Here is a 20851-nt window from a genome sequence, read left to right on the forward strand (position 1 = left end):
ATAGCAAACAACAATTAACAATTAACAACTAACAATTAACAATTAACAAATTTATGCAAACCTCTACTGACTCAACCTCTTCTGCCCTTGGAACTCCTTCGTCCCGCAGGCACACTCCCAAAGCAGATATGCGGGGACTTTACCAACGAGCAATTCGAGAGTCATTTGTCAAGCTCAATCCCCGAACTGCTGTCCGAAACCCAGTGATGTTTATCGTTTGGGTGGGAACAATAGTCACTTTCCTGGTAACTGTTAACCCGAATTTATTCGGTACATTACAGGCAGATGTTAACCAGCAACGCTTGTTAAACGGGTTGATTACTTTAATTCTATTTTTCACAGTCGTGTTTGCCAACTTTGCGGAAGCTGTTGCGGAAGGACGAGGCAAAGCACAGGCAGATACATTAAGATCGACGCGATCAAAAACTACTGCCCGTAAAACCCTCCCTGATGGTTCCATTCAAGAAGTTAATTCCACAGATTTGCGTCGGGGTGATTTAGTCAAGGTGATTGCAGGTGATGTGATCCCTGCTGATGGGGAAGTACTTCAGGGTATAGGCTCAGTTGATGAATCTGCTATCACCGGAGAATCTGCCCCTGTATTGAAGCAACCTGGTACAGACATTGCTAGTTCGGTTACAGGAGGTACACGTCTGCTTTCTGACGAGTTGACAATTCGCATTACTGCTGACCCCGGTCAAGGCTTTATCGATCGTATGATTGCTCTAGTAGAAGGAGCAGAACGGAGTAAGACTCCCAATGAAATTGCCTTGACAGTACTGTTAGCAGTGTTAACTCAGGTTTTTCTGATTGTAGTTTCGACTATTCCTCCTTTCGCTGGCTACATTGCCAACTTTGTCAGCACTTTATATGGAGTAGAGGCGGGGAACAGTTTGCGCACTGGTGCTAGCGTTGCTATCCTCATCTCGCTGCTGGTAGCTTTAATTCCCACCACTATTGGTGGTTTATTGAGTGCGATCGGTATCGCTGGGATGGATAGGGTAGCTCAATTTAATGTGATTGCCACTTCGGGAAGAGCGGTAGAAGCTTGTGGTGATATCAACAGCTTGGTATTGGATAAAACAGGTACAATCACCTTAGGCAACCGGATGGCAGATGAGTTTATTCCTGTAAATGGTCATTCAGTTGAAGATGTGGCGCGAGTCTCCCTAGCTGCTAGCGTGTTTGATGATACGCCGGAGGGCAAGTCAATCGTAGGATTGGCAGGAAAGTACCAGGTTGGGGTAGACTTCAACACCAACCAAGCTGAGGGTGTGGAGTTTTCTGCTAAAACTCGGATGAGTGGTACCAATCTACCTGATGGCGAACAAGTCCGTAAAGGAGCAGTAGATGCGATTAAGGGTTTTGTACGTTCTCGTAACGGCAACGTTCCGTCGGAGTTAGACGCAGCTTATGAAAGAGTATCTGGATTGGGAGGCACACCCTTAGCTGTCTGCTCTAACAATGAAATTTACGGTGTCATCTATCTTAAGGATATTGTTAAACCAGGTCTGCGAGAACGGTTTGATCAACTCCGCCGTATGGGAGTGAAGACGATTATGCTCACGGGTGATAACCGCATCACAGCTAGTGTAATAGCTAAGGAGGCGGGGGTTGATGATTTCATCGCTGAAGCGACTCCGGAAGATAAGATTGAAGTGATTCGCTCTGAACAATCTCAGGGTAAGCTAGTAGCTATGACTGGGGATGGTACTAACGATGCTCCAGCACTGGCTCAGGCAAACGTGGGTGTGGCGATGAACTCTGGTACCCAAGCTGCCAAAGAAGCTGCTAATATGGTGGACTTAGATTCTGATCCTACGAAGTTGATTGATTTGGTGACGATTGGTAAACAGTTATTGATTACCCGTGGGGCGTTGACAACGTTTTCGATCGCCAACGATATCGCTAAGTATTTCGCGATCATTCCCACTATCTTTGCTGCAGCTGGGATTGGCGCACTTAATATTATGGGGCTAAAGAGCGCTCAATCTGCGATTATTTCAGCACTCATTTACAATGCTTTAATTATCCCGGCACTGATTCCTATCGCACTCAAAGGGGTGAAGTTCCGTCCCTTAACGGCAGATCAATTATTACGACGTAACATCTTTATATATGGTGTTGGTGGCATTATAGCTCCTTTTATTGCCATCAAATTGATTGATATTATTTTGCCTTTATCTTGATTGCAATTCCTACTGTAGAGACGCTCCGCTGGAGCGTCTCTACCAACTACTTTACAGACGCGATCGCTCTTGTCTCTACCATTAAATATCTATGAAAAGACGCACTATCTCCCTATCTCAAATCTCTGCCCGAACATTTGAATTTGCGCTCGATATTTGGACAGAATGGCGTAGACAAAAACTGCCACTATATCTATTCCTGGCAATATGTTTCAACTTAGTGGTTGCTCCTTTAGTTTATGCTGCCACTGGTGAAACACTTGAACGCACCCAAGCTTGGGCGTTGGGATTGTTAGGGCTAACTGCAGTAGGTCTTTCTACTTATTTATTTTTCGTGATGTTTGTACCGGAGAAATTCTAATGATTGCAACTGATGTAGGCAGAGCCATTCGTTCTACATTGATACTTTGGGTAATTACAGCTATCATTTACCCTTTGGTGATGATTGGCTTTGGGCAGATTGTATTTCCATATCAAGCCAATGGTAGTTTGATTAAAAATAATGCAGGTAATATAGTTGGTTCTGCTCTAATTGGTCAACCTTTCACTAGCGATCGCTACTTCAACAGTCGTCCCAGTACTACCAGCTATAGTACTGCCGATCCGAAAAAGGATGAAGCTGGAGTTTTAAAAACTGGAGTATCTGGTGCTAGCAACTTAGCTCCTAGTAATCCAGCATTGCTTGAGCGCATCAAAGGCAAAAATGACCCCGATCCTACCAAACGAATTGAAGGAGACTTGAATCGTCTGAAAACAGCAGGCGTACAACAACCTACAGCCGATTTAGTCTATACCTCTGGTTCCAGCCTTGATCCCCACATTACTCCTGAAGCTGCTCAAACGCAAATTGCACGAGTAGCAAAGGCGCGAGGACTTCAGCCTAATCAACTGGCAGAGCTGATTTCTCGAAACACCGATGGTCGCTTTTTGGGGATTTTTGGTGATCCTGGTGTCAACGTCTTAAAACTAAATTTAGCTTTGGATAAATTAAAGTCTACGAGTTAGTAATTAGGTTAGTAGTTAGTGGTTAGTGGTAGTTTTTTACAACCAAAATAGGCAAATGCCGTAACGCACCACAATCTTTAAAAATGGTGCGTTACACTTTGTTAAAAAACCAAACACGCGCTCAATTTCTTTGACTACTAGTCTAACAGTAGCATTACCAAACCGAAATCTACAAATGATTATTTGTGCTGATACCTACATTCCCTTTCCGCGTCCGCTCGTCTATGCCACGTATCGCGACAAGCTCGTCGAACTCGTACCATACTTACCTAATGTACGACGAATTGAGGTCAAGTCGCGTTTTGAACAGAGCGGTGTCATTCACTTTGTCAACGAGTGGCACGGCGATAGCGAGATTCCAGTAGTAGCGCGTGCTGTACTCAGTGAGGCGATGCTCAAGTGGACTGATATCTCCACATGGAACGAGTCTGAGTTCACCACTGAATGGCGCATTAAAACACACGCATTTACTGAAGCAGTTTACTGCGCAGGAAAGAACCGCTTTCTTGAGTATAACGGCGGCACGTTAATTGAAAGTCGCGGCGAACTCACGATAGACACCAAGCAAATTAAAGGGATACCGCAGTTGCTTGCTAGTGTGGTAGGGCGCACTGTAGAGGATTTTCTCAGTAAGAATATTGAACCAAATCTACACTCATGTGCCAACTCAGTTCGTCTCTACCTAGAGGAGTCTATTCACTAACGAGAGTCAAGAATTTTTCTGTAAATGTTACTCACTCTCCAACAGTTATTTTGCTACGAATCCTTTCTGAATAGCCAACATTACCGCTTGATTGCGATCGCGCACTTCCAACTTTTGCAAAATCGCATGAATGTGAACCCGCACTGTACCAGGAGCAATGTAAAGAATTTCTGCAATTTCTTGGTTGCTTTTACCAGCAGCTACGAGCGCCAGAATTTCTTGTTCACGCTTCGTCAAAGGATTTTCTCTTAGCTCAATATTTTTTGTAGATGATGCTGATAAGTTGTTTTCCTTAAAAGCGGCTCGAATTTCTGTGGTTGCTGTGTGATCCCACCAAGAAGCACCTGCTGCTACCGAACGTAATGCCAATATCAAAGACTCTGAAGGAATTCCTTTAAGACAGTAACCGGCAACTCCTGCTTTAATTAACCGTGCAATTAGGGGTTTTTCCGAATTAGATGTTAAAACTAGGATGGGTAAATGAGGGTGATGCTGCTTAATTTGACAACAAGCTTCAATTCCATCAATTCCTGGTAAATCAATATCTAGTAAAACTAAATCTAGGGGATAATGATTAGCTAGTTCTACTGCTTGCTCACCATCTTCTGCCTCGGCTAGAATTTCTATGCATGTTTCCTGTTGTAACCGCATTCGCAGTCCCAAGCGAAACAGCTCATCATCCTCAACGAGTAATATTTTTATTACCACATCAGGTTTCATTTTTAGTTATAAGTTTATAATTTAATAGTCCCCCTACCTTTCCATCCTAATTCTTTGGTCACAAACAAATAGGTAGTAGAAATCCACAACGTTGCACCCTTACTTGCGTGTTTCTTTTCTGACAAAATTATACAGCCATGTGCTTCAAGAATCTGGTAACGGATGCAATTATTGCGCCGTTAGGAAGTCGATTTTTAGACCTGATTCTCCCACCATGTGCTTCTAAAATTTAACGTGTCAAATACATTCCCACTACTCCTTTCGCTTGACGATTGCTATATCCTTGGTAAAACCGCTTAAAAATGTATATTTATTATCTTAACGTATTAAACATTTCTAATATTTTAGAGGTATATTTCAATACAGAGGATTTATAACAGATAATTTATACCTTGTATTTTTTTAATAAAAGCTTGATAATAGATAAATTAAGAAGACCCTAAAAGTAGGGCAAAAACATGATTAAAAAAGAGAGAATAATTTTCTACAGAACTTCTCAACGTCAGCCTACTATAACTTACATTTTTCAGTGGAAAGCAGCTATAAAAGTTACTCTATCCAACGTCTGGGTAAAATCTCAAACTGTATGAAGAACCCCAATCAGAGAGAAAAAGACAGCTTTCTCTACCCTCGTAGTCGCTATTATGGTCAAGTCAAGCCAGAGAACCTGGTGTTTAATGCCAATCTCCAAGAATTTGCTCAAAAAGTTGGCTACATTGCCAATTTACAAACAGGCGGGAAACTCTCTGCGGAAGAAGCCTTCAAGCAAATTGAGGTACTTTGGAAACAATTGGAACACAGTAAAAAGGAACTGAAGATTGCTACAGACAAAGAAAATGTAGAAGAACACTATGGCGGGTTTTAGGTGCAAAAATCGCAAAGCACTTCCTACACCCACTGGCTTTACCAAAATCCAATCATCCTCAAATGCCCCAACTCAGAAATCTGTTCTAAGTTGGGGCATTGAAGGCGATGACGTAGTTAGCGCGAGCGCTCGTCATAGATAATATAAATTGTATAACTTACTGGTGAGCCTAACAATATGATGGCAAATTTTTGACTCATGATTTTCCTTTCTAAGGAACTAAAAAGAGCAGGAGAAAAATTCTGAAAAACTTATTTATGATTTTGAATTGACATCGCGGCGGCTCCTGTAAAATGGTTTTCATCGCTGTAGCGTTGGAAAATTGTGTCAACCAGCCATTCGGCAGTTACTTTCAAATTATGCATGGGCGTTGGTAGTAGCTTTAAATATGTGTTGGCTGAGGTGGAGAGCTGTAAATAACCCGGTAAAACCACCGCCTAGAATAATCGTTGGGTTTGTTGAGTGAGTCATAAGGCTAAAAACTTAATTAACTGTTGGTAGTTAGTGGTAAGTGGTTAGTGAGTAAGTGTTTGAGATATTGCCAGTTCAACTTCAGCTTGATCCTGGGGCAAATACATCTTTTGGACGTACTCCGCTACCATGCGATCGGTATTGAAATAAGGAGCGATAGTTTTAATCGAAGTCTTCATCATCTTAATCCAGCGACGAGGTAATCCTTCGTCATCCTGCTCATAGTAGCAAGGGATAATTTCCTCCTCTAACAGCTTGTAGAGAGCCAAATTGAGCAGACACTTCAGGAAACCAACTCCACCAGAAGTTGAAGGCTAGATCTACCAATAAATGCAACGGTGGTGGTAGTTTATCTTGCAAACGAGCAGCAGCGGATACACAGTTTTGCCCACCCATAGTTTTCCTCAGTCGGATTAACATTTAGTTGAATTAATATTTCACTGGAGAAGATCGGAGCGCAGGACGAGCCAACTTAGTGACTCAACCCATCTTCACCAACAGTAATACCATGACTCAGCTAGTCACTTGGAATTAGGAACTAGGGAAAAAACCATAAATGAACTTAGGGGATTGAACAGTTAAACAAAGATACTCCGTTTTTATCCTATTCCATAGATCTATCTAGTGACGATTGAACTAACTTCTAAAACCAAGTTTACTTTTCACTCTTACACAATGACTCAAGCCTCTAGTTTTTAACTCCTAGTTTGGTTTTTATTTCAACTATCAATCATAGTCTTAAATTTGAGTAAATTTAAGTGTTTATTTAGTGCATACAATTAATTTTATATTTAGAAGTATATATAGATCTATTTATTTTAGATTGGAAAATATACATGTTATCTATACCGTTTAGATTTTAAGTTATATACTACGTAAACAATTGGCATATACTGAAGCGAAAGAACGTCAAATACCTCTTTAGATAGAAGAAAAACAAAATAGAAAAATAGAAAGATTGCTTTTATACTTCTTAAACATCAAAACAATGACACCCCGAACTTGGCTGCTGTCATTTAACTCTGCTGCTTTTGTGATCTCTGGCAGTGGAGTTGGCTTTATGATTAATGAACCAGATCTCATATAGTTATATTCAGGAGCAAGCGCTTGCCACACAAGCGCCTAACTATAGTTGACTCATCCAAGCCATTGTTACCTTGTCAAACCAAATTGGAGCAAAAAACCTTAGCCAAATCCCTTGTTCAAGCTGAGCAAGAAACGAGAAGATTACCATCACAATCTTTTTGTTTGTAATATTGTGCAAGCTCTTTAAGAGGGTGGAAAATAACACGGATTTATGTGCTAATATAAATAAAATAGGATGTGTTTATAAATTAGAAAAAATTTGCTTTTTGGGCTAAAATTTATCTAGATATTATTAATTAAATTTTCTTAAATAGAAACAAAACTAGTTCAAACAAAACAAGATAAATTTGCCCTGATTTAAAGGCTAAAGCATTTAACTGGTCGCGCTCTTGGATGTAGGTGGATTACTTTTGAAGCAAACCCATCTAGTGTACGCGCTCTGATTTCATAAGCCACTTGATTTTGAGTATGCAATTTACAATACAATAAGTGTTTATGAGCCATGTTGCAAGGATTTTTTCAGATAGTTGTAACGCTACTCATCTTGATAGCTATCACTTCCTTTTTCGGAAGATATATGGCGCGTATCTACCTAAATGTTGTGGTTCCAGATTGAGTAAATAGAGGTTTTTGATATGAGACAGGCAGATATGGTACAATTCTATGTATCAGCACAGGAGAGTTTTCATCAAACAAATCTCATTGAAGTTGAACCAACTAAGGCAACACATAATCCAACAAAAACTCAGTTTGAAAACACAAATTATGTAATATTATTTTTAGCTCCTATTTGCTTCATGATTGTTTGGGCATCTGTCGTTTTTATCGTCTCGATTTCCTGTAAATTTGTAGAAAATAGAAATAAAAATGAAATAGTAACTAGCAAACTCTTCCAGCAAGTTCCCTGTAAAAAATGTCGATACTTTCACAACAGCAATTTTCTTAAGTGTGCAGTACACCCTTCTATCGCTTTAACCAAAGAAGCGCTAGATTGCTCTGACTACAGCCCCAAACAGTAACATAATTGAAGAAGTATTCAGAAGTCAGAATTCAGAATTCAGAATCAATTAGAGTTATTGTCTTAAATTTGTATCTAGTGACGACAATACCCTGATAACTACCTGGTATCTTGCTTCAACATCCTCAAGGGTCCAATTCCTCCAATAAGTCATGGCTACTGCGTCTAATCATCTTGGCATGACGCAGCAGCGTCGCACGGTTCTTGTTGTTATGAGTGTACTCAGCAATCATCGCGATCGCGTCTAGTAAGCGAATTGTTACCGCCACGTCTTGTCAGCATGAAGAAAGCCAGTGCGATCGCCGCACCCGTCATAAGTGTTGGCACAAACCAGTAGCTGGAGCGCAGTGTTTCCCGAAGTTTAATCCGGTGATAGTTTTTCATCTACCGTAGTTTGCATCCTAAACTCGCTTATTTCTGCCTTAGCTGTTAACTTCATTGCCCTGAATTTTAATGTCTTCGCTCTTGACTTCTTGCAATGCCTCTGGTTCTAACTCTTCGGCTGACTTATTTAATCGTACAAATATCCCCCAAGCCGCAAGTAATGCAGCAGTGGCTAGTCCTACAGTAGATGCTTGTGGTAAGTGCGACGGGTCTTCGTGGATTAGTTCAAATACTGCGACTAGGAATTCAATAGATAGAGAAACGATAATGACAATCAGAAATCGCGACAAGAAACGGCGTACTCTGGTGGGAAAGCTCATTTCAGTGCTACGTAGCACCTCTTCATCAAGAATTGTTTGTCCAAGCTCAAGAGAGGCAACAGCAATTGTCAATAAACCAACACTCTCCATTATAGAATTGAAACGCGATCTCAAGTCAGTCATTTTTAAGGGATTGATTCCGCTCCATAATTCGAGGACAGCGAACACGATTAATATAAATGAGCTTAAGATAAACAATAAAGTAATGATTGAGAAACCAACTGAAAAAACTTTGCGTAAAGAATTCACTCATTTTGCTCCATAAAACTTATCCATAGTTATCCAAAATAATTACTTTTTTTACGAACCGCCTCCACCAAGAGAGATTATTCTGCTTGATGCTTAAAAACAGGACTGGTTTTTGAGTCATAAGTGATGACACTAATACTACCATCAGCCGACCTATATGCCTTTTTTACAGTAGCAATAAATTCCATCCCCTGCTGACGTAACTGACTCATTAACTCCTCTTCTGTAATCAGTTGCTATTGCATATGACGCTCGATCATCCGACCATTCCTCACAAGCAGGAGTGGCGGGGGGGTCAAAAAGTGCTGAAATGGTTTAAAAATATAGCCGAGCCAGTTAAGGAAGTAACTCCAAAAAATTACAGTTTCTACCAGAATTGCTCCTTCAGTAATCAATGTATAGTCACTCGCCATCGCGTTTTGAGCCGCTTCCGCAAAAAGCACAACTACGAGCAAATCGGGAACTCCTAAAGTTCCTATTTGTCGGCTAGGCATGATGCGTAGAACTGAAAACAGTGCTAGGTAAACAAGCGTTGCGCGTATAATCAATTCAGTTCTGGAAATGCTGGGAACGAAAATTTCTTACCAATTGATGTCGAACAATTTGTCCATTAGGATTTTCTCTCTATGTAAAATTTTTGTAATAGAACTGCCACCAGAGCAGTCCACCCGGTCTGGTGGCTTGCCCCCACACCTCGACCTGTATCACCATGAAAGTACTCATGGAAAAGCGTAAGTTTTCGCCAGTGAGGGTCAAGAGCGTAACGCCGATCATCCCCCTGCCAAGGACAGCGTCCGGCTTCATCAGGCATGAAGAGTTTTACTAAGCGCAACCCGATCTCCTGCGAGACCTCTGTTAGGGTGATCATTTGTCCCGATCCCGTAGGAAACTCAACTTTGAGGGTATCCCCGTAGAAGTTATGGTAACGCTCAAGGGCTTCAATGAGTAAGTAGTTGAGCGGAAACCAGATGGGTCCGCGCCAGTTTGAGTTGCCACCAAACTGGTTAGTATCCGACTCGCCAGGAACATACTCCACCCGGTACTCCTCGTCGTCAACCCAAAAAGAATATGGGTTGTCTTTGTGGATGCGCGAGAGAGAGCGGATACCGTAGGGCGACAGAAACTCTTTCTCGTCTAAAAGATAACGCAGTATCCGCTCTAGACGTTCTCGCGTAGGAATGGTCAGCAGCAGACGCCCGTTGGTTCCATCCTGTTTCTTGTAGGAGATATGTTGAGAAAGATCCTCGCGGTTCTCTAAGAGCCAGCGGACACGCTTGGAAAAACCACCCAGTCGCTTAGCAACTTCCTGCTCCAAGACCTCAACGGTACAAAGCGGGATAAGTCCGACTAGCGATCTAACCCGTAGAGGAAGAGGCTTCCCCTCGCTAATTCCTTGCTCATGGGATCTGAGGTGGTCGTAGTAGAAGCCGTCTTCCTCATCCCAAAGACCCGTTCCATCCAGAGAGTTCATCGCGTCTGAAATCATAATGAAGTGCTCGAAGAATTTGGAGGCGAGATCCTTGTAAATGGGATCTGTCTCAGCAAGTTCAAGTGCCATTGACAGCATTATGCTACAGTAAAAAGCCATCCAAGCCGTCGCGTCGGCTTGTTCAAGGCGTCCGCCAGTTGGCAGGGAATGCGATCGGTCAAAAACGCCAATATTATCGAGACCTAGGAAGCCGCCCTCGAAGATGTTATTGCCCTCCATATCCTTACGGTTCACCCACCAGGTAAAGTTGAGCAGCAGTTTATGGAAGGCGCGAGTGAGGAAAACGCGATCCCCTTGACCGTTACAAGCTGTTAACTTATAGACGCGCCAGCACGCCCAAGCGTGAACCGGTGGGTTGGTGTCGGAGAAGGAAAATTCGTAGGCTGGGAGTGCTCCGTTCGGATGCATATACCACTCGCGTAAAAAGAGCATAAGCTGCTCCTTAGCAAAGTCAGGATCGAGTTTTGCCATTGGGATCATGTGGAAAGCGAGATCCCAAGTAGCGTACCAAGGATACTCCCACTTGTCAGGTACTGAGATGACATCGCGATTGTAAAGATGCTGCGCCCAGTCGCGGTTGAGGCTAACTCTACCCTCTGGCGATGGCTGAGTGGGATCGCCTGCAAGCCAATCCATTAGTCCGTAATGGTAGAACTGCTTTGACCAGAGAAGGCCAGCGCAGGCTTGACGCAGGACACGGCATTCATCAAGTGGTAGGTTTTTATAGATACCTGAATAGAATTCATTCGCCTCGTGGATGCGAGTCACAAAAATCTGCTCAAAGTCCTGACCAAACACCGTCATAGCTTCCTCTTCGGCAAATAGCCGCAGCCTGAGCGTTGCCGTTTGACCAGGTAGTAACTCAAGGTGGTAGTGAACCGCCGCCTTTGTCCCAATTTCTGCTGGATTGATTACCTCAATATTTTTACTTATAATATATGTGTGAAAAGCATCTTTTACGTAGAGACTGGCATTCTGTGTACCAAACAGCCGTGCTGTGTTCGTCTCGTTCTCAGTGAAGAGAAATGTTGGCGCATTGCCAGAAAATGGTTCGGCTACAAGACGAAACCTTCCAAGCGTGGCGTGGGATGCTACTAGCCCACCATCCTTCGCCCGCTCGATCTGAGGCTTTGACCAATACCCATCACCTGTGCGACCCCAAGACCAGGTATTCTTAAACCAGAGTGTAGGCAAGACATCCAGTGTGGCAGTATCGGAACCCCGGTTGGCAATCGTCAGCCGGAGCAAAATATCATTGGGAGCTGCCTTAGCATATTCTGCAAAGACATCAAAGTAGCGGCTTTGATCAAAAATACCAGTGTCAATGAGTTCAAACTCTGGATCTTTCGGACTCCGACGGCGGTTCTCCTCCACTAGCTGGGTGTAAGGAAACTCCGCTTGCGGGTACTTGTAAAGAGCCTTCATATAGGAGTGGGTGGGCGTCGAGTCGAGGTAGAAGTAGCACTCTTTGACATCCTCGCCGTGGTTGCCCTCGGTGTTAGTCAAACCGAACAGACGCTCCTTTAAAAAGGGGTCGCGCCCGTTCCACAGCGCTAGTGCCAAACACAGACGACCCTGGCGATCGCATAAACCCAGGAGTCCGTCTTCGCCCCAACGGTAGGCGCGACTGCGGGCGTGATCATGAGTGAAGTAGTCCCAACTCGACCCGTCTTGGGAGTAATCCTCGCGCACCGTACCCCACTGGCGCTCAGCAAGGTAGGGTCCCCAACGCTTCCAGTTTTTCTCCCGCCGTGCGCTTTCTTCGAGACGCTCGAGCTCAGCATTGAAGCTGTTTTCTCGGTTCATTGTTTAAGCCTCCTCATGGAAAAAATATTACCAGACTATAAATTCACGCGATGTGCGATCGCTGGCAGCACTTTCTCACCAAAGACCTCAATGAACTTTTGCTGCTGAGTGTTGACGTTGTGCAGGATAATTTCACTAAAGCCGAGTTCCACATCCTTCTGGAGCCATTCAATGTGCTGTCCCGTGTTGGCAGAAATTCGCACAGCGTTGTCTAAATCCTCTAACTTCACAAACTCTGCCGCCGCATCAAACTGTTGGGGAGTTTGGAGTTCTGTCATCATGACATTATTAAAGATGTTAGTACGCCACTGCTGGTAAGCTTCAAACCGTGCTTCCTCCTCATTTGCTGCATAAGAGAGCTGCACCTTGAGATACATCGGCTTGCCCTCTCCACCGCCACGCTGAAATGCCTCCACCACCAAGCGCAGCTTTTGGGGTGGGCAAGAAACGGTGATCAGTCCATCCGCCCAACTTCCCACCCACTCTGCTGTTTCGGTAGTGATAGCTGCCCCAATAATTTGGGGTGGAGTCTGGGGTCGAGTGTAAAGCTTCGCTGACTCGACACAAACCAGACCGTGGTGAGTGACAGTCTCTCCAGCCCAGAGAGCGCGGATGATTTCAACACACTCTTGTAAACGAGCGTTCCGCTCAGCCTTGATCGGCCAACGTCCACCAGTGATGTGTTCGTTGAGTGCCTGACCGCTACCCAATGCCACCCAGAAGCGACCAGGAAACATTTCTGCTAATGTGGCGGCGGCTTGAGCAATGATGGCAGGATGGTATCGCTGCCCTGGGGCATTGACGACGCCGAAGGTAAGGTTCGTTGCCTGTAAAGCCGCGCCTAACCATGACCAAGCAAACCCACTCTGTCCTTGTAACTCACTCCAGGGATAGAAGTGGTCAGAGGACAAAGCATGTGTGAATCCAGCCTGCTCTGCCAACTGAACGTACTCTAATAAGGTGCTGGGCTTGAACTGCTCGTGAGAAACATGATATCCAAATTTTGTCATAACAGTTCTTTGTACTAAATTGCGTTTAATAGTCCCGATCGCTGTTCTAGTAGCAAGCGATGATTTAGGTATTATGAGAAAACTTTCAGAACACCAAACAAGACTGCAGCCACATAAACTACGTATGTTCCGCAGAGTATCAGTACATCCTTAATAGAGAAGGAGTATTTCTCAGATCCCCGATACATTAGCGTAGCCGCTAATACCGCAAACAATACAACAGCAGCCATGTTGACACAAAAGAGCTTGAACTCTTCTGGTTTGACTGGCAACCAGATCATTGCCAGTGGAAACAAACCGAGGGTAATGGTTAGTGTATTGTCAGCGCAGACGGCTGTAGCCGCAGTGCTTTCCTGCCCATCCTTTGCTAAGTGCCAGGTAGCAAATAATTCTGGGAGGATGCTCATGGTTGAGGTAATAAACAGCCCGGCGATCGCTTCGGAAATTTTTAACTCAGTCGCTAGGTTCTCTGTTGCCGTCACTGCTAAGAAGGCAGATGTGGCAAGCACAACGGCACCCCCAATAGCTAGAGCAATCCCTTTTTTTTCCCATTCCACTTCCTCACCTTTAGTGCGCCCTTGAATAATGGCGTTTACTACAAAAGTTATGTAAGCGCAAAGCATGATCCCGCCGTCAATTGGTTGCAAACCGCGCCAAGGCTTGGGAATTGTAAGCACAGCCGCTAGCACTACAATGAGTACGTAGGGGACTGCTTGCGTACTAAAAGCCTGTGGTTCCAAGCGTAGTAAACTATCACGTCCTTGATTCCCGTTGGAGGATGATTGGTCCTGGTGGCTTTTGTCATTGTCTGTTGAGCTTTGCCGATCTTTTGACTTATGATCTTTATCCTTGCAATTAGAAGACATTCTGGAGGCGATGTAGGCAACAGTAATGATTCCTGGAACGGAAAGAATGTTTGAACCAAGCATATTGCCAAGCCCAATATCTTCAGAACCACGTACAGCGCTGATAGTATTGATCAGCGCCTCTGGGCTAGCCGTTGCGAGAGCAACCAAAGCCGCACCTGCTGCTTGTGTGATCCCCCACTGTTGCCGCAATTTCCTAAGTGGATCAGCTATTTGATCGGCTCCCCATTCCATTCCCACTACGGCAGCAATGAGAACTGCTAACCAAAGAAACGTTTGCACCTTAGTTAATTTCCTAAATATTTTTACTTATATTTTTTGCCCAGAGTGCTATAATGGTATGCACAGTATCATACACTTTTGAGCCGGAACCAATACTCATTTAAAAGTGTCTGGGTAGCGTCGTCGAGGGGTTGAATTCTTTCACACTTAGCAAGCACTTCTTTTGAAGGTGCCCAGTCGGGTTTATTCTTAATCTTATCTGAGATCAGGGGTGTTGCAGCTTTGTTGAGATTGCCAAAGCCACTTGCTTCGATGACACTAGCGCTGTTTTCAGCCTTTAAACTAAAGTTAATCCAATCATAGGCAGCCTCCTTGGCAGGAGCCGTCTTTAGAATGACCATAGTGCTGTTCCATAAAGAGGTTCCACTCTGAGGAATCACGTACTTCAGGTTAGGGTACTGACTGCTCACAGCTAAAGCATCACCTGAGTATGCCATTGATAAAACCAATTCTCCTTTAACCAACTTTTCTTGCCATTCATGAGAGGTAAAGGCGGTAACAGCACTTTTTAGCTCTCGTAGTTTTTTATAAGCTGCTTTAATCTGAGCTTCGTTTCTGGAATTATAAGAATAGCCTAGAGTGTGCAACGTCATTCCTATGACTTCGCGCCCATCACCTAACAAGCTGATCCGGTTCTTTAGCTGATCTTTGAGATCCCATAGCGATTGCCAGTTTGTCGGTGCAGTCTTGAGTGCTGTGGAATTGTAAATGATGCCAGTTGTCCCCCAGACGTAAGGTATGCTATAGGTGTTGTCAGGGTCGTAATAGGGTTGAGTGAAATTTTCAGCGATGTCAGCTATGGCAGTGAGTTTGCTTTTGTCCAAAGGCTCCAGTAGCCCAATATCGATCATTTGCTTGGTGATGTAATCTCTGGGGTAGACAACGCTGTAGCCAGCTCCACCGCCACCCTCAATTTTGGCAAGCATGGTTTCTTGGTCAGGGTATGTATCTACAATTAGCTTGATGCTAGTCGCTTTGGTGAATTCCTCTGACACCTGATGATTTACATAGTTTTCCCATGCATAAACCTTCATCTTGCCTCGCGTCGCCACTTTATAAGCGAGGCTCTCCTTTGAAGAGCTAACCGCCAAGCCACAAGCCGATAGTCCCAACCCTGTCAAGAAGTAGCTACTGTGGAGAAATTGCCGCCGTTTCATTCTGAAAAAAGACATTACACAGATGCTCCCTGTTCTTTTTACCTATTTCACTATCTTGAAGTGTTGCCACTTAGACGAGGGACAATCAACTAGATTACAGCAGTAGGGATGGCAGCGATCGCCGCTATCCCTATCTAGCAGATCCTTTTCTACACGTTAATTCCACAAGTTCTGATCAGGTAGTCTACTTGCACAAACTTAGTCTTGAAGAAAAATTATTTACTTTGCTTGGTGCCTTTACCCCATATTGTTGAGCCATACTGTATACGTTCCATCCTTGTTGAGTACCTAATAATTTTTTCAACTGCAAAAACATCTCATATCCAGTTGATGCTAATACTTTACCTTGATTCGCTATGACAAGATAGGGACGGTATTTCCAACCCTTTGGAAATGCTTGCTCTAGTAATTCTTCAGCTTGCTTAGATGCTATATTAATTGCCTTAATCTCATTACCTGCTGCTACTTCTATTTTCACAGCAAGTAAATTATCTTCAGCAGGCTTCATACAATAAATAAGATACACTTGCTGCACAATAAATTCTCCATTTTAAGTAATTGGTGATTCTGAGCTTGCGATTGTTGAACTCATACTAACTACAAGTCCTCTTCCACAAGAGGATTTCTCATTGCAGATATAACAGATGCTGCAGACATACACTTTAGATGTTTCTCCCTTATCTCTTCAAGCAATCCATAGCTTGGGTAAGGGTAGTCTGCTTCAACTGCATAAATGTAATATTCTTAATAGCTACCGCACAAAGATACTGGTGCACAAACTTAAGCACCAAAGCAAAAATGTTAACAGCATCTGTACAAAATATTCCAGCATTTTTTTCAGAATAGAAATTTGCTTGAGATGCAATGCTATTAATTTCCTTACTTACTGATATAATATATAGGAATCCGGTTTGATTTCTGAACAAATCTACGTATATCTAGGCAGGGCGCAAGCGCACAAATCCCAGATATGGTGGGCAGTCTCCACCCTACGTGTATTTCAAAAATCAAATAGTAATCCTATATAACTACTTAGTTAACACTTGTGTTGATTATGGCTAAGTGTTGCTTTTGGAAATATAGAGTCAATATCAATTAAGTCATCCATAGGCGGGTCTCCATTAAATGCTCCAGTAAGACCCTAAGGTCTTGACAGACTCCACCACACTGGAAAGCTAAGCTTTAATTTTGTCTATTAATCATATTATCATGAAACCGTTTTTTTGCAACTAAGTTTATTGGAGAATAAGCTTGCAAGCAGTGCTGATTTAAAAGCCGCACCTTTTAAGTGCACCACTGAAAGCTACGTCAAAGTTATACCCAATTTCCACAGTCGGAAGATGTCCTGAAGGGGGGTTGTTATAGTTTGTAGGACTTACGCATTGACAAAAAATCCCATTCATGTATACTAAGCAGCACAAGTATTGTTAAGATTTTCTACAATGTAATCACGCAAAACCAAAGTGAATAAGTTCCTTTGTAATTCATACCAATTAGAAATTAAGTTTTCAGAACGCATTTTTTCTAAACGAACAAATGCTTGAATCGAACAAAATATATGTGTTTTGATTGCTTGGCTATCTCTAACCATGAATCGACAAATTCCGCATACTTGTTTGATGGCTCTGTGAAAACTTTCAATTCCCCAATGGGTATCATGAATTGTCACGAAGGTGCTTCTAGTTATTTCTTGGAGAGATTCATCATCTGGTAGATACAATATATAGTGTCTAGAGTCTTCTTTTTTAAAGACTTTCCTAAACAACGCGCAGGAATCCAAATTCTCTCAAATGAGTTCTCAAACCTTGCTCTGGAATATCCAGACTGCTTACCTGGCAATACTTTCCCGGTTCATTTGATACAGTTCTATTTTTCTCAACCCCAAATAGAAAACCCAATTTCTGGTTTCTTAAAAATTTTAAGTTTTCTACTCCTGAGTACCAACTGTCCCCTGTCACTATTCTTGGCTTTACACCCCAATCTATCACTTCCTTAAGCATTTCCTTAATTGTCGTTCTTAGTCTTTCCCTCCCTTTTGTCGTATATTCTGTAATTTATTGGTACTGAATTTCCATGTACATCACTGTAATACAGTGTGATTAAATTTATTCCTTTGATACAAGAGATGATATTTACCAGACCAAAAATAACCGATTAATTCTGCCTTGCTTGGGTCGCTATACAATTTTTCTACTACTGTGTCATCAACACTTAAAATCCCGCCTACTATATTTATAAATTCCTGGACTGTATCGAATAAATCTTTCGGTTCGTATCTCTCTCTCAGCAAGAATCTATTCACACGCTTCTTGTGAAACGTTTTCTAATATTTCTGCTAATCTACAACATCCGCCATGTTTTGGCTCTGATAGCAAAAACAGAGTGTAATGTTCCAGATTGCACTGTGCTGTCGAGGGGAAAGCTGATTTCTCTGATTGTCCGATACCTGGTAAGTTGATGATACTTTTTATCAATACACTTTTTTACCACTTTGTCAATGCGTAAGTCCTATACTATTAGACAAGTAGTCAGAGCAATTGACTGCTTCTTTGGTTAAAGCAGTAGAAGGGTGTACTGCACATTTAAGATAATGGTTGTCGTGAAAATATTGACATTTTCTACAGGGAACTTGCCGATAGTGGTTACTGATTACTACTTTATTTTTATCTCGTAAAACATTGCTGGAGATTGAACCGAGAAAAATGATACATGCCCCAACAATCATAAAGGAAATCAAAACAATAGGTAAAAGTCCAGAATTTGTGTTTTCAACCTGAACTTTTGTGGTATTATGTGTTGCCTTAGTCAGTTGAGCTTCAATCAAAGTCGTCTGATTAAAACTTTCTTCTGCTGATACATAAAATTGTATTAACTCTGCCTGTCGCATGTCAAAAACCTCTAGTTATTCAAATTTCATATACCTCTCCTCTGAACACCTTCTGGGTTTAGAGTAGTTAGATACCTTATTTCAATTTCACAGAAACCAGATCGCAACGCCAAACAGCTATATGAAAAAATCATTGCAACATGGATGTAAAAGGAGTTTTGAGTATAAAAATTTAGTAATTTTTATAGTTATAGGGCAGTTTATATTAGGAAGTTTCCTGATTACAACCAAACAGATTACCTCTTATAGATAACATTTATATTTGAAAACAGCCGTTTGTCAATATAACTATCTATATACTTAAGTTGATTTTTTTATAAATAACGTTTAAATCATAGATTAAACAATATATCAAATGATATAATTTTTAGCTAAATTATTAATGCGTTTTTTAGTGCTGAGCGGACACAAAATACTGTCAGACAAGGTAGATAAAGAAAAATTTAATATTACTAAAACTTGAAAAACTATTAAGGGCTTACTTGTGAAAAGAGCGCTGTTTTTGTATGATGTGGAATTAGTTGTTTAACAGCTTCAAAGTGAGCGGAGGCGAAATTGAGAAAAATATACTTGCGCCTACTGATAACAAATCACTTTGTAAGAGTGTAAACAGAGATAATGGTGAAAATAGTTTGTACTTTTATGCGAGAGTGCGATCGCCTTAAGTATTGCTAAGGCATCTTTATTGACTATGTTGAACTTGTGTTCAGCAATCAGTAACATGTTGCTTAAAAGATGATTACCTAGATTATCAATTTGAGGATTTATCCCTAGCTCTATGCAAGGATGAGTTAGAGGAGGCGCTAACTACTGAAATTCAGGTTCGGGATTGCTTCGTCAAAGTGCAAATCTAGAAACTGGCAGTTACTGGGGTGCATCAATCTTTAGCTTTTAGATTTTAAGAAGGTGACAGTTTATGAGTAATAGCAGCGATTTCAGCAAGATCAAGTTTTGTATCGATGGATGGCGAGGGATTTTTGCTGATGATTTTACCTTTGGATGGCGAGGGATTTTTGCTGATGATTTTACCTTTGGATGGCGAGGGATTTTTGCTGATGATTTTACCTTTGCTTTTGCTGATGATTTTACCTTTTCTAATCTACGTAAGGTGACGTGGGCGATCGCACGTTATCTCGAAACCGCCTACTCCAAAGACCGACCCATTTTGATTGCCTACGACACCCGCTTTATAGCTGACCAATTAGCCTGTACTGCCGCTGTTGCACTATCGGGCTTAGGTTGGATGGTGAAGATTTCAAAGCAGAATTGCCCCACTCCAGTGATTGCCTACAACGCTCGTTACCTTAATAGTGCCGGGGCTTTAATGTTCACCGCCAGTCATCACCCTACACTCTACTGCGGAATTAAATATATACCTGATTATGGAGGACCAGCTACTAAGGAAATCACCGATACAATTGTAGCTCATATCAAAGGTGTAACTGATATACCTCCAACGGAGGATCTAACTGGGAAGTTTTCCTGTTTTGACCCGAAGCCGGAATACCTACGGTTTCTCTACTCACAGCTAGATATAGAACGAATTCGTCATGCCCAACTGAAGGTAAAGTACGATGCGCTTGACTCCACCTCTTTTAGCTACTTAAATACAGTTTTAGAACATTGCGGCTGTCAGACACAGACTCAAACAACTCGCAACATTTTGGGCGTTAGAATGCCTCGATCTTTTGGGGAGCAGATGACAATACTGGGGGAAGTTGTCAAGCAACAAGCAGATTTAGGTTTGATGACGGATAGGGAAGGTAATCGCTGCGGAATTGTTGATGAACAGGGCAATATTCTCTCGTCCAACACCGTCTTAATCTTACTAACACGTCACCTGATAAAAAACAAACGAAAAAAGGGTGCGATTGTGCGAACAGTAGCTACTACTCATTTACTTGATAACCTCGCAGCACAGTACGGACTAGAGATTTACGAAACCCCAGTAGGCTTTAAGTACATTGGTGAGAAAATGCGGCAAACTGATGTACTGATTGGTGGCGAAGAATCTGGGGGACTTAGCATCCTTGGTCATATTCCAGAAAAAGATGGCTTTTTAGCTAATCTGCTTGTAGCGGAAGCGATCGCCTACGAAGGCAAACCCTTGAGTCAGATAGTGGAAGAAGCAACGAAGGAGGCTAGTAGTCAGGTTTACAATCACTGCTAGGACTTGCGTGTGTTATGAATTAGTAATCAAGGTAATGACTTAGTTCTTGTGTATGAGGTTAGGCAAATGAAACATGCACGTTTGATTATGAATCCAGTTTCCGGTATCGATGAGCCTAACCCCATGAAGTTACCAGAAATCATTGCGGCACTGGAAGCAGAAGATATTCGGGCT

At 42.4% G+C, this 20851-nt stretch carries 18 protein-coding genes and 3 pseudogenes; 7 read left to right on the forward strand and 14 right to left on the reverse strand.

Going from position 1 to position 20851, the window contains the following annotated elements; all coding sequences use genetic code 11:
* Positions 1 to 53: 53 nt before the first annotated feature.
* The 4 genes from kdpB (at position 54) to ICL16_RS27110 (ending at position 3897) form a co-directional block, all read left to right on the forward strand.
* Positions 54 to 2189, forward strand: coding sequence for a potassium-transporting ATPase subunit KdpB (gene kdpB, locus ICL16_RS27095; protein ID WP_190834301.1), 2136 nt, complete (start codon positions 54 to 56; stop codon positions 2187 to 2189).
* Between the two features lie 91 nt (positions 2190 to 2280).
* Entirely contained in the window at positions 2281 to 2550 is a 270-nt protein-coding gene (locus tag ICL16_RS27100; RefSeq protein WP_190834303.1) for a potassium-transporting ATPase subunit F, read from the forward strand.
* Positions 2550 to 3194, forward strand: coding sequence for a K(+)-transporting ATPase subunit C (gene kdpC, locus ICL16_RS27105; RefSeq protein WP_190834305.1), 645 nt, complete (start codon positions 2550 to 2552; stop codon positions 3192 to 3194). Before ICL16_RS27100 ends, kdpC begins: the two co-directional genes overlap by 1 nt.
* Before the next feature lie 175 nt (positions 3195 to 3369).
* Positions 3370 to 3897: a hypothetical protein gene (locus ICL16_RS27110; protein ID WP_190834352.1), complete on the forward strand. Its 528-nt coding sequence runs from the start codon at positions 3370 to 3372 to the stop codon at positions 3895 to 3897.
* A 45-nt stretch (positions 3898 to 3942) separates the two neighbouring features.
* On the opposite strand, the gene ICL16_RS27115 is transcribed toward ICL16_RS27110, so the two are convergent.
* Positions 3943 to 4617: a response regulator gene (locus tag ICL16_RS27115; protein WP_190834307.1), complete on the reverse strand. Its 675-nt coding sequence runs from the start codon at positions 4615 to 4617 to the stop codon at positions 3943 to 3945.
* Between the two features lie 586 nt (positions 4618 to 5203).
* On the opposite strand from ICL16_RS27115, the gene ICL16_RS27120 reads away from it, so the two are divergent.
* Positions 5204 to 5482 carry a DUF7219 family protein gene (locus ICL16_RS27120; protein WP_190834309.1) on the forward strand — a complete coding sequence of 93 codons (279 nt, stop codon included), beginning with the start codon at positions 5204 to 5206 and terminating at the stop codon, positions 5480 to 5482.
* Between the two features lie 357 nt (positions 5483 to 5839).
* On the opposite strand, the gene ICL16_RS46940 is transcribed toward ICL16_RS27120, so the two are convergent.
* Genes ICL16_RS46940 through ICL16_RS27135 form a run of 3 tightly spaced genes read right to left on the reverse strand, consistent with a single transcriptional unit; the run spans position 5840 to position 6349 of the window.
* Positions 5840 to 5953, reverse strand: a complete 114-nt coding sequence (locus ICL16_RS46940; protein ID WP_190834355.1) for an FAD-dependent oxidoreductase — start codon at positions 5951 to 5953, stop codon at positions 5840 to 5842.
* Between the two features lie 44 nt (positions 5954 to 5997).
* Entirely contained in the window at positions 5998 to 6222 is a 225-nt protein-coding gene (locus ICL16_RS27130) for a hypothetical protein (RefSeq protein ID WP_190834311.1), read from the reverse strand.
* Complete coding sequence (locus ICL16_RS27135; protein ID WP_190834314.1) at positions 6173 to 6349, reverse strand: hypothetical protein; 177 nt, start codon at positions 6347 to 6349, stop codon at positions 6173 to 6175. Before ICL16_RS27135 ends, ICL16_RS27130 begins: the two co-directional genes overlap by 50 nt.
* A 1325-nt stretch (positions 6350 to 7674) precedes the next feature.
* Here ICL16_RS27135 and ICL16_RS27140 point away from each other — a divergent pair.
* Positions 7675 to 8058 (forward strand): hypothetical protein, encoded by a 384-nt coding sequence (locus tag ICL16_RS27140; RefSeq protein WP_190834318.1) that lies wholly within the window; start codon positions 7675 to 7677, stop codon positions 8056 to 8058.
* Between the two features lie 221 nt (positions 8059 to 8279).
* Here the strand turns inward: ICL16_RS27140 and ICL16_RS27145 are convergent, their stop codons facing one another.
* The 10 genes and pseudogenes from ICL16_RS27145 to ICL16_RS27190 all read right to left on the reverse strand — a co-directional run bounded on the left by ICL16_RS27145 (position 8280) and on the right by ICL16_RS27190 (position 18507).
* Positions 8280 to 8441, reverse strand: a complete 162-nt coding sequence (locus ICL16_RS27145) for a hypothetical protein (RefSeq protein WP_190834320.1) — start codon at positions 8439 to 8441, stop codon at positions 8280 to 8282.
* Between the two features lie 38 nt (positions 8442 to 8479).
* Complete coding sequence (locus tag ICL16_RS27150) at positions 8480 to 8884, reverse strand: hypothetical protein (RefSeq protein ID WP_202895746.1); 405 nt, start codon at positions 8882 to 8884, stop codon at positions 8480 to 8482.
* Between the two features lie 203 nt (positions 8885 to 9087).
* Positions 9088 to 9588, reverse strand: a pseudogene (locus tag ICL16_RS27155) (DUF421 domain-containing protein).
* Between the two features lie 32 nt (positions 9589 to 9620).
* The gene (locus ICL16_RS27160) at positions 9621 to 12305 is read right to left on the reverse strand and encodes an MGH1-like glycoside hydrolase domain-containing protein (RefSeq protein WP_190834323.1); all 2685 of its coding nucleotides are present in this window, start codon (positions 12303 to 12305) and stop codon (positions 9621 to 9623) included.
* Between the two features lie 35 nt (positions 12306 to 12340).
* Positions 12341 to 13315, reverse strand: coding sequence for a TIGR03885 family FMN-dependent LLM class oxidoreductase (locus tag ICL16_RS27165; protein WP_190834325.1), 975 nt, complete (start codon positions 13313 to 13315; stop codon positions 12341 to 12343).
* A 71-nt stretch (positions 13316 to 13386) separates the two neighbouring features.
* Positions 13387 to 14463 (reverse strand): sodium:calcium exchanger, encoded by a 1077-nt coding sequence (locus tag ICL16_RS47405; RefSeq protein ID WP_190834327.1) that lies wholly within the window; start codon positions 14461 to 14463, stop codon positions 13387 to 13389.
* 68 nt (positions 14464 to 14531) lie between these two features.
* On the reverse strand, positions 14532 to 15635 hold the full coding sequence (locus ICL16_RS27175) for an ABC transporter substrate-binding protein (protein WP_190834329.1): 1104 nt from the start codon (positions 15633 to 15635) through the stop codon (positions 14532 to 14534).
* Positions 15636 to 15804: 169 nt separating this feature from the next.
* Positions 15805 to 16128, reverse strand: a complete 324-nt coding sequence (locus tag ICL16_RS27180; RefSeq protein WP_190834331.1) for a hypothetical protein — start codon at positions 16126 to 16128, stop codon at positions 15805 to 15807.
* A 900-nt stretch (positions 16129 to 17028) separates the two neighbouring features.
* Positions 17029 to 18064 (reverse strand): annotated as a pseudogene (locus ICL16_RS27185) (IS701 family transposase).
* 50 nt (positions 18065 to 18114) lie between these two features.
* Positions 18115 to 18507 carry a hypothetical protein gene (locus ICL16_RS27190; RefSeq protein WP_190834333.1) on the reverse strand — a complete coding sequence of 131 codons (393 nt, stop codon included), beginning with the start codon at positions 18505 to 18507 and terminating at the stop codon, positions 18115 to 18117.
* 916 nt (positions 18508 to 19423) lie between these two features.
* Between ICL16_RS27190 and ICL16_RS27195 the strand changes: the two are divergent.
* Positions 19424 to 20671: pseudogene (locus tag ICL16_RS27195) on the forward strand (phosphohexomutase domain-containing protein); the annotation flags it as partial.
* Positions 20672 to 20851: the final 180 nt, after the last annotated feature.

Source organism: Iningainema tapete BLCC-T55 (genome assembly GCF_014698965.1).
Taxonomy (GTDB): domain Bacteria; phylum Cyanobacteriota; class Cyanobacteriia; order Cyanobacteriales; family Nostocaceae; genus Iningainema; species Iningainema tapete.

What these genes read in the sequence shown, in the direction of transcription:
- kdpB (WP_190834301.1), top strand. Translation starts at nt 54, where the DNA reads ATGCAAACCTCTACTGACTCAACCTCTTCTGCCCTTGGAACTCCTTCG.
- ICL16_RS27100 (WP_190834303.1), top strand. Translation starts at nt 2,281, where the DNA reads ATGAAAAGACGCACTATCTCCCTATCTCAAATCTCTGCCCGAACATTT.
- kdpC (WP_190834305.1), top strand. Translation starts at nt 2,550, where the DNA reads ATGATTGCAACTGATGTAGGCAGAGCCATTCGTTCTACATTGATACTT.
- ICL16_RS27110 (WP_190834352.1), top strand. Translation starts at nt 3,370, where the DNA reads ATGATTATTTGTGCTGATACCTACATTCCCTTTCCGCGTCCGCTCGTC.
- ICL16_RS27115 (WP_190834307.1), bottom strand. Translation starts at nt 4,617, where the DNA reads ATGAAACCTGATGTGGTAATAAAAATATTACTCGTTGAGGATGATGAG.
- ICL16_RS27120 (WP_190834309.1), top strand. Translation starts at nt 5,204, where the DNA reads ATGAAGAACCCCAATCAGAGAGAAAAAGACAGCTTTCTCTACCCTCGT.
- ICL16_RS46940 (WP_190834355.1), bottom strand. Translation starts at nt 5,953, where the DNA reads ATGACTCACTCAACAAACCCAACGATTATTCTAGGCGGTGGTTTTACC.
- ICL16_RS27135 (WP_190834314.1), bottom strand. Translation starts at nt 6,349, where the DNA reads ATGGGTGGGCAAAACTGTGTATCCGCTGCTGCTCGTTTGCAAGATAAA.
- ICL16_RS27140 (WP_190834318.1), top strand. Translation starts at nt 7,675, where the DNA reads ATGAGACAGGCAGATATGGTACAATTCTATGTATCAGCACAGGAGAGT.
- ICL16_RS27145 (WP_190834320.1), bottom strand. Translation starts at nt 8,441, where the DNA reads ATGAAAAACTATCACCGGATTAAACTTCGGGAAACACTGCGCTCCAGC.
- ICL16_RS27150 (WP_202895746.1), bottom strand. Translation starts at nt 8,884, where the DNA reads ATGACTGACTTGAGATCGCGTTTCAATTCTATAATGGAGAGTGTTGGT.
- ICL16_RS27160 (WP_190834323.1), bottom strand. Translation starts at nt 12,305, where the DNA reads ATGAACCGAGAAAACAGCTTCAATGCTGAGCTCGAGCGTCTCGAAGAA.
- ICL16_RS27165 (WP_190834325.1), bottom strand. Translation starts at nt 13,315, where the DNA reads ATGACAAAATTTGGATATCATGTTTCTCACGAGCAGTTCAAGCCCAGC.
- ICL16_RS27175 (WP_190834329.1), bottom strand. Translation starts at nt 15,635, where the DNA reads ATGTCTTTTTTCAGAATGAAACGGCGGCAATTTCTCCACAGTAGCTAC.
- ICL16_RS27180 (WP_190834331.1), bottom strand. Translation starts at nt 16,128, where the DNA reads ATGAAGCCTGCTGAAGATAATTTACTTGCTGTGAAAATAGAAGTAGCA.
- ICL16_RS27190 (WP_190834333.1), bottom strand. Translation starts at nt 18,507, where the DNA reads ATGCGACAGGCAGAGTTAATACAATTTTATGTATCAGCAGAAGAAAGT.